At 37.1% G+C, this 8,904-nt stretch carries 10 protein-coding genes; 7 read left to right on the forward strand and 3 right to left on the reverse strand.

Annotated features, from left to right (window positions below; translation table 11 throughout):
- Window positions 1–102: 102 nt before the first annotated feature.
- On the forward strand, window positions 103–447 hold the full coding sequence (locus V7124_RS12135) for a DMT family transporter (RefSeq protein WP_335489336.1): 345 nt from the start codon (window positions 103–105) through the stop codon (window positions 445–447).
- Window positions 447–761 (forward strand): DMT family transporter, encoded by a 315-nt coding sequence (locus V7124_RS12140; protein WP_335489339.1) that lies wholly within the window; start codon window positions 447–449, stop codon window positions 759–761. Before V7124_RS12135 ends, V7124_RS12140 begins: the two co-directional genes overlap by 1 nt.
- A gap of 44 nt (window positions 762–805) precedes the next feature.
- Here the strand turns inward: V7124_RS12140 and V7124_RS12145 are convergent, their stop codons facing one another.
- Window positions 806–1,324: a redoxin domain-containing protein gene (locus V7124_RS12145; protein WP_335419738.1), complete on the reverse strand. Its 519-nt coding sequence runs from the start codon at window positions 1,322–1,324 to the stop codon at window positions 806–808.
- A gap of 392 nt (window positions 1,325–1,716) precedes the next feature.
- Here V7124_RS12145 and V7124_RS12150 point away from each other — a divergent pair, with 392 nt between their 5' ends.
- From V7124_RS12150 to V7124_RS12170, 5 genes are all read left to right on the forward strand, one after another.
- Window positions 1,717–2,667, forward strand: a complete 951-nt coding sequence (locus V7124_RS12150) for an ABC transporter permease (RefSeq protein ID WP_335414027.1) — start codon at window positions 1,717–1,719, stop codon at window positions 2,665–2,667.
- Window positions 2,660–3,610 carry an iron chelate uptake ABC transporter family permease subunit gene (locus V7124_RS12155; protein ID WP_335489342.1) on the forward strand — a complete coding sequence of 317 codons (951 nt, stop codon included), beginning with the start codon at window positions 2,660–2,662 and terminating at the stop codon, window positions 3,608–3,610. The genes V7124_RS12150 and V7124_RS12155 overlap by 8 nt, the downstream gene beginning before the upstream one ends.
- Entirely contained in the window at window positions 3,607–4,368 is a 762-nt protein-coding gene (locus V7124_RS12160; protein ID WP_335414022.1) for an iron ABC transporter ATP-binding protein, read from the forward strand. Before V7124_RS12155 ends, V7124_RS12160 begins: the two co-directional genes overlap by 4 nt.
- Before the next feature lie 18 nt (window positions 4,369–4,386).
- Window positions 4,387–5,337: a siderophore ABC transporter substrate-binding protein gene (locus V7124_RS12165; RefSeq protein ID WP_335489345.1), complete on the forward strand. Its 951-nt coding sequence runs from the start codon at window positions 4,387–4,389 to the stop codon at window positions 5,335–5,337.
- 293 nt (window positions 5,338–5,630) lie between these two features.
- Complete coding sequence (locus tag V7124_RS12170; RefSeq protein WP_335489347.1) at window positions 5,631–7,106, forward strand: PAS domain-containing sensor histidine kinase; 1,476 nt, start codon at window positions 5,631–5,633, stop codon at window positions 7,104–7,106.
- A gap of 327 nt (window positions 7,107–7,433) precedes the next feature.
- Here V7124_RS12170 and V7124_RS12175 read toward each other — a convergent pair whose 3' ends face one another.
- A complete protein-coding gene (locus V7124_RS12175) occupies window positions 7,434–8,123 on the reverse strand; it encodes a GNAT family N-acetyltransferase (RefSeq protein ID WP_335489350.1) in 690 nt (229 codons plus the stop codon).
- Window positions 8,124–8,490: 367 nt separating this feature from the next.
- A partial coding sequence (locus tag V7124_RS12180; protein ID WP_335489353.1) for a YybH family protein occupies window positions 8,491–8,904 on the reverse strand: 414 nt, incomplete at its 5' end.

The raw sequence follows: 8,904 nt of genomic DNA on the forward strand, positions 1-8,904 counted from the left end.
TTGGAAAAAGTGTATTCAATGGCAATGATACTTTCATATGGAGTGATATGCAAATAATATTTTGGTAAGATGGAGCAAGGAATGGAAAGAGAGGGAAAGCATATGAAGAATGATACAAAAGCGTGGATTTATGTGCTGCTTGCAGGATTTCTTGAAATCGTCTGGGCAAGCGGATTTAAATATGATGAGGTTCCTACCTGGGTAGTTTTAATTGCAATATTATTAAGCTTTGATTTAATTATCCGTGCGACGAAAGTGATTCCTGTAGGTACGGTGTATGCTGTGTTTGCGGGAATTGGTACGATTGGAACCGTTATTGTTGAGGTTATTTTTGAAAATGGCTCCGTTAGTCCCTCAAGGATTGCCCTTATTTTATTACTATTGCTTTGTATAATTGGATTGAAATTAACAAGTACTGAGGACGCGAGTAAGGAGAGTGAGAGTTAATGGATTGGCTATTACTTATTTTTGGAGGAGTTTTTGAAGTTGTTGGCGTGATTGGACTTAAAAGAACAGCTGAAAAAAATAACTGGATCAATTATTTAATTTTAATAGGTGGATTTGTAATGAGCTTCCAGCTGCTAGTTCGGGCGATGGAAACCATCCCATTATCAACTGCTTATGCGGTATGGACAGGTATTGGAACAGTGGGAGCAGCAGTCGTTGGAATGGTTTTCTTTAAGGAATCCAAGAGCTGGCTTAGGGTTGCTTGTATACTTGGGATCATTTTTTCCGTTGTTGGTTTAAAGCTTGTTCATTAAAAAGTGAAAACATCTCTCGAAAACCGGGAGATGTTTTCTTTTTATTAAGTAGATAATTTTTCAAGCTCGGAAAATACAGCTTCATAATCTTCTTTTTTATCTGCTTTAAAGGAGGTGTTAATATAGGTGATGATTCCATCTTTATTGACGATGAAGACAGAGCGAGTGGCGACTTCGCCTTTTTCGTTAAACACTTTGTAATCTTTTATCGTTTGTCTGCGCCAATCGGATACTAATGGATAGGGCAAGGTCCCCATGCTGGCAGCAAAGACTCTGTGCGAATGGATATGGTCCGCACTAACCCCAAGTACTTCTGCATTTAACTGTTCAAACCTTTTGTAATCCTCTTTCCAAGAGGAAATTTCTTTAATTCAGCCTGGAGTAAAATCCATACCATAAAAAGCCACAACCACGTTCTTTTTTCCTCGATAATCTGAAAGTGCGAGGGGATCCGTTGTGGTTGCAGGTAGTGAAAAATCAGGGGCAACATCCCCAACCTTTAAGATTGCTTCCAAAATAAGTTCTCCTTTCGACAAAACCATATTCTTAGCTAGGTTTCCCATTTAATGAAGAAATAGACAAAAAAGATTCTGCTAGGCACAATCTTTCACTTTAATTTCCTCATATGGATTTACGAGATTAACACCTTTTTAATGTCACAAAATAGTCAGAAATAGGTGAAAATAGTTCTCAATTACCTGTTGACTTGAAAATGGGCACTGTTTATAATCAGGAGTATAAGACGTTGATAATGATTTTCAGTGTCATTTATTTTTGTTTTTGAGTGAAAATCATTCTCAATTACATATTAGTTTTTAGGTGATAATAATGTTCAACGATATTTTTTTTAGTCGTAAATGAAAATTATTATCAATTAGGTTTGTTTTACTCTTTACTGATATTAATTCTCATTTATATAAGATTAATAGAAAAATAGAAATGATGGAGACTCACCATGAAGAAAAGATATCTATTACTAGCATTAATAGTCTTGTCTGCAGGATCCTTGTTTGTTGGAGTAAGCAGTATATCACCAATGGACTTGTTGGATGTTCAATCAGAGGAGACACAGATTTTCCTAATTAGCAGACTTCCAAGGCTGATCGCAATTTTACTAGCAGGAGCAGGGATGAGTATTGCAGGGCTGATTATGCAGCAGCTTAGCAGAAACAAATTTGTATCACCGACCACTGCTGGAACGTTAGATGCAACCCGGTTAGGTATCCTCGTCTCGATGCTGTTATTCGCAAATGCAACCATGCTCGAAAAGATGGCAGTTGCCTTTGCTTTCGCACTTGCGGGTACATTTGTTTTTATGAAAATTCTTGATCGAATTAAGTTTAAGGATGCCATTTTCATACCGCTAGTTGGCTTGATGTTCGGAAATATATTATCCTCGGTGACGACTTTTTTCGCATACCGCGCGGATGTCATTCAAAATATGGCTGCTTGGCTGCAGGGGGATTTTTCAATGATTATGAAGGGGAGATATGAACTGCTCTATATTAGCCTTCCCATCTTAATCATTGCCTACTTTTATGCGAATCGTTTTACGGTCGCTGGAATGGGCGAAGATTTCTCAAAAAATCTTGGGCTTGCCTACCGGCGTGTTGTCAATATTGGCCTAATTCTGGTAGCGCTGGTAACAACAACAGTCGTTTTAACAGTCGGAATTATCCCGTTTCTAGGGTTAATTATTCCTAATATTATCTCGATTTTTAAAGGTGATCATTTGCAAAAAACTCTACCGCACACAGCACTTCTTGGAGCTATCTTCCTGTTAATATGTGATATTTTGGGCAGAGTCCTCATTTACCCTTATGAGATTTCGATCAGTCTCATGGTTGGTGTAATCGGAAGCGGAATTTTCTTATACTTATTGTTCCGGAGGAAGGCCTATGCGTAACCCAGTAAAATTGGTTATTCTCGCATTGATCGCTGCGGGAGTTTGTGCCATTTATTTATTCCACGAATTAAACGGGAGCTTTGGATATGCCCTTCCAAAGCGAACGATAAAGGTGTTAGCCATGGTGTTAACGGGTGTGACGATTGCCTATGCAACGGTTGTTTTTCAGACCATTACACATAATAAAATCTTAACACCAAGCATTATGGGGTTGGATTCACTTTATCTGCTTATGCAGACATTGATTATCTTCTTTTTAGGTTCCGGTCATATGATTATGGTCAATAAACAGGTGAATTTTTTACTTTCAGTCGTAGTCATGATTATATTTGCACTGCTTTTATACAAGTTTTTATTTAAAAAAGGCAATCAGCCTATCTACTTTTTATTACTTATCGGAATTATAGTTGGAACTTTTTTCTCAAGTATCTCAACCTTCTTTCAAGTCTTAATTGATCCAAACGAGTTTCAAATTGTTCAAGACAAAATGTTTGCGAGTTTCAATAATATCAATTCAGACTTAGTTTGGCTTGCGATTATCATCGTGGCACTTGTGATGATTTATGCATGGCGTTTCTTACCGTATTTGGATGTCTTGTCTTTAGGTCGTGAAACAGCGATAAATCTAGGGGTTCCGTATGATTCAATCGTACAAAAAATGCTTGTGATTGTGGCAGTCTTTATATCCATCTCGACTGCTTTAGTAGGACCGATTACCTTTTTTGGCTTAATTGTAGCCAATTTGTCTTATCAATTTTTCAAAACCTACAAACACACCACACTGATAACAGGTGCCATCTTGATGAGTGTCATCGCTCTTGTAGGCGGGCAGTGGGTAGTCGAACGAGTTTTTACATTTTCAACAACGTTAAGTGTCATTATTAACTTTATCGGCGGTGTGTATTTCATCTATTTACTACTGAAGGAGAGGAAAGCAGCATGATAAGTGTAAGGGCTTTGTCAAAGTATTATGGGAAAAAGTCCGTGGTTGAGGATGTGACCGTTGATATCCAGCCTCGGAAAATTACGAGTTTTATTGGACCTAATGGTGCGGGAAAATCAACCTTACTATCCATGGTAAGCCGACTGCTTGATTCTGATACCGGTGAAGTGCTGATTGATAAAGCTGATGTAAAAAAGATGAAGTCTAATGACTTTGCAAAAAAAGTGTCGATTTTAAAACAGTCTAACTACATGAATGTTCGGCTGACGATACGTGAACTCGTTTCTTTTGGAAGGTTTCCCTATTCAAAGGGCAGGCTGACAGAGGAAGATGAAAGGATTGTCGACCAATCACTTGAATATATGCATTTAACCGATATGCAGGATAATTTTTTAGATGAATTATCTGGAGGTCAAAGACAGCGTGCCTTTATCGCGATGGTGATTGCCCAGGATACCGAATACATTTTGCTTGATGAACCATTGAACAATTTAGATATGAAGCATTCCGTTCAAATCATGAAAATCCTGCGCCGTCTTGTTGATGAGCTTGGAAAAACCGTTGTCATTGTACTCCATGATATAAACTTTGCATCCGTTTATTCCGACCGAATTGTCGCGATGAAGGACGGCAAGGTCGTGAAAGATGGGCGTACGGATGAGATCATCCAATCAGACGCGTTAAAAGAGATTTACGATATGGATATTCCCATTCAGCAAATGGGTGGCTGCCGAATCTGTGTATATTTTAGTTCATAATAAGGGAGAGATACATGTATGAAAAAGTGGAGTTTTTTAGTTGTTATGGTTGCAATGATTTTAATGTTAGCAGCTTGTGGCGGGGCAAAGGAAGAAAGTAAGACAGAATCAACGGGTTCAAAAACAGCCTCAGAAGAGAAATTGACGATTGAACACAAGTATGGAGAGGCAGTAATTGATAAGAATCCAGAAAAAGTAGTTGTATTTGATTTTGGAATTCTAGATACATTAGATGAATTAGGGGTGGAAGTAACAGGTGTTCCACAAACAACAATACCAGCTTATCTTGAAAAATATGCTGATAAAAAGTACACAAATGTCGGCAGCTTAAAAGAGCCTGACTTTGAAGCCATTCATGCGATGCAGCCAGATGTTATTTTTATCAGTACTCGCCAGGCTGAATTATACGAACAATTTGCAGAGATTGCTCCAACTGTGTATGTCGAATTAGATTATACAAAATACATGGAGTCTTTTGAAAAAAATATGAACCTTGTTGGTGAAATTTTTGACAAGAAAGAAGAAGTAGCAAGCTCTGTTGAAGAGATTAAAGCAAGCGTAGAGAAGTTAAATAAGGAAGCTTCTGCACTTGATAAAAAAGCGTTAATTGTCTTAGCAAATGAAGGAAAAGTGAGTGCCTATGGACCAAGTTCTCGTTTCGGCGTGATTCATGATGTGTTTGGTTTCGGAGCAGCAGATGAGAAAATTGAAGTATCAACCCATGGTCAGAGCATTACGATGGAATACATTATGGAAACAAATCCAGACGTATTGTTTGTCATTGACCGTAACTCAGCAGTAGGCGGCGAAGCTGGTGCAGAAAAAGTAATCGAAAATGAACTGGTTAAAAAGACAACGGCTTTTAAAGAAAACAAAATTATCTATCTTGATCCAGACGCATGGTACTTAAGCGGCGGCGGATTACAATCAGTAAAAATGATGACAGAAGAGATTGAAGCATCATTATAAGGTGTTGAAGTCAGGGATCGGTGCCTGTCACCATTATCGAAATGGAGATATTATTGTTTTATCAATAGTTGAATCCAGCCAAGATTATACTACGTTAAGGGTTAATCTTTAGCGTTGAAATTGATAGAGGAGGCTGACACTGAGGGGGCATCTAGATTCCCCTTAGTGTCAGCCTCTTTGTATTATTTTTTTCTATTTGTTTTAATGCTACCCAGTTTTAAAAAAATCTTTCATTTATTCCACAATTCTGTAAAATGAAATTGAAGGATAATGATAGATTTGGAGAGAGTGCAATGGCAAAATGTTACCCGATTTTTGGTAGTGAGGATGCAGCGGATTTATTTAATCCTGATGAGATGCTTGATTTATTTCTTAGATGTACGGTCGATGCAATTTGTATTATAGATATGGAGAATCGGTTTATTCGAATTAATCAGATTTACTCTAGGATATTTGGCTACACAGAGGAGGATGTCATTGGCAGAAGGTATGAGGAACTCCCTATACCAGATCATTTGGATGATATTATAGTACAAGTGAAAAATGGACAAAACTTCCCCAATCTGATTACTCAGAGCTATCATAGAGATGGACACATGGTAGACATTGCTGTTTCCTACTCTCCACTACGAAATTCATCCGGAGAGATTATTGCCATCCTAGGAATCTATCGTGATATCACAAAAGAAATTAGTATGGAAAGAGAATTAAAGCGAACACGTGAATTATATAAATTAATCACCGAGAATGCTTCGGACCTAATAAAGGTGTATTCCAAGGATTATAAAATCGTTTATGCCTCTCCTTCTCATGAAAAGGTAACCGGGTATACACCTGAACAATTACTAGGTCTTCATGTGTTTGATGTGATCCAGCCAGAGGAACAAGAAGCCTTAATAAGTATGGTTGAGAAACTAGTAGAAACTGGAGATCCTCAACTGATACAAATAACAATGAAAACAAAGGATAATAAAGTATTATACGTCGAAACAACAGTATCCCCCGTTTATAATGAAAAAATGGAGGCTGACTCCTATGTTACTGTAAGTAGAAATATTACCGATCGAGTTGAAAATGATGCGGCACTACGCAATTTAGACCGTCTTTCTATTATTGGCCAATTAGCTGCAGGGGTTGCCCATGAAATTCGAAATCCATTGACATCCTTGAAAGGATTTTCAAAACTATTAAAATCCGCGACACCTATTGAAAAGCAAAGTGAATATTTAGCAATTATCTCTGAGGAGTTAGACCGTATCGATATGATCGTCAATGAATTTATGTCATTGGCAAAACCTCAAGCAAATCAGTTTGAACGAGGGAATTTAATTTCAATCTTGGATAGTACAGTAAATGTGTTACGTCCACAAGCCATGCTCGATAATGTTCAGGTCAGAATTAATTATCCAAAAGACTATCCCAAAGAAGACCGTTTTGATCTTCTATGCTCCCCAAATCAACTCAAACAAGTATTTGTAAATATTTTAAAAAATGCTATTGAGTCGATGCCAAAAGGGGGAATCGTTACGATTAGCATCCGAAAGTTAAAAAATAAGAGAGTAGTAATCACCTTTAAGGATGAAGGGCCAGGGATCGACTCTGAACTTCTAAAGTGTTTAGGAACGCCGTTTTATACAACGAAAGACAAGGGAATCGGCCTTGGTTTAACTGTAAGTAACAAGATCGTTCAAGAACACAACGGGATGATGAAAATAGAGAGTCAACAAGGGAAAGGTACAACCGTGAACATTGAATTGGAATATCTCTAAAGGAGTTTTCGATTGGGAAATTCCTGAGTGCGACCAATTATAGAAATAGTTCTAAAAACAATTAAATGCCTATCAATCTTTACGCCAGTCCATCATTAGATATAGAAATAGCATTAATTATGGATAGGGATGGATTAATATGGCGAAAAGGAACAGAGGGAAAACAATAAACTACCTGCCATCAAAAGGTCGTGGGACATGTCCGTTCTGTGGCAGGACAAGAATAAAGTTGTTATATCCACATAAGACAGAAACCAACCAAACGGTAAAAGTATGTAAAAACTGTCGGTTAAAAAAATACTAAACTACGTTCCTAGGGGTGTTTCCTTAGGAACTTTCTTGATCTAGTTCCATTTTTCGAAGACTGTCTTTCAGAACCTGTTCGTTAATTCCATTGACTAAAGAATATTTCTCTTTATAAATCGCATGAATGAATTTGATAATGGTTTCTCTGTGAAATTCATCCATTTGTATACCTTTTATAAAAAGATTAAGTGGAATTGGTTCATGTTCCATATGTAAAGGTGGCTGCAAATAATTGATTTTGTTAACCTTTTTGTAATGATTTCTTTCGAAGAACTGGTTTCTTTTTAAGCAATTTTCTTTTTCCTCATGGGTATGGACGATTTCTTGAGTTTCTGTTTCTAGAATAATTCCATCTAGGTTGGATTTTCCTGATGCAATCGCATCTTCTCTTAATAATTCTTCCATTTTTAATAATGTTTTTGAACCTACACCTTTACCTCGTATAAGCGGATTTGTGGCAATATAAACAATAAATCCTGCATTTACTACCTCTAAATAGTGTCCAGTGGCAAAGGATACAAGTTGTTCTCCATCTAAACCTACTAGAAAACGAAAACTATTCGGCTTTTGATTTTTCGTATAGTGCAACCCCTTTAGAAAAACTTCATGGGGTTCCCTTACTCCAATAGGAAATACTGAATCATATAAAGGTAAAACCTTCTCGTAGTGATGCAAATGATCAATGGTCACTTCATCCCATTTAATATTCATAAAAAAACCTGCCTTATCCAAGTGGAAATTTAAACTGTAATCACGATAAGTGTACAACAAAAAGTGATTAAACATAAAAAATGGGCAACTTTTAAAGTATATAGAGAGAATGTCCACTCCACACGGACAAAAAGGCGTAAATGTCCACGGGCGGTGACAGGCACCGCCCGTGGACACGTTCCACCTAGGGTGGACACTTGACAGCTTAAATGTATACATTAAATAGCATGCAAAAAAGCTCAGAGTAACTCTGAGCTTGTCTCAATTTAGAGGAGTTTTTTCATTAAAGCTCCCAATTGTATAAGAAAATAGAGGGATTATATGTGAAACCATTTTGCTTATTTTCCCCAGACCACCTGTAACTCAATTATTTTAGATTAAACATACCTTTTCCGGTTTTCATATCTACTGGCAATGATGAATGTTCGTGTGTTATGAGCCAAGACTCATTTACTTTTTTTAAGCCAAATGTAAAACGGTTTGTCATTTGACGAAGTTTCTCTCCAGCTTCGTCTCTGTAAACAGCGAACGTAACAGCACAATGAATAAATGCAACATTAGTACTTTCTTCAATAGTTAAATCATTAAAATCTACTTTTAGTAAATCTCTGTCTTCACTCAAACCAGTAAACCACTCTATCACATTTTCTCTCCATAAAGAAATACCCTTACACTCCCAGTTTCCCCAGCAATCATAAATATGTACATCAGCAGCATAGGTAGATAGAAATTTTTCAGCATCTTTTTCATAAACGGCACATTTGTAATTTTCAAGAACGTC

Source organism: Neobacillus niacini (assembly GCF_036961885.1).
Classification (GTDB): domain Bacteria; phylum Bacillota; class Bacilli; order Bacillales; family Cytobacillaceae; genus Neobacillus; species Neobacillus niacini_H.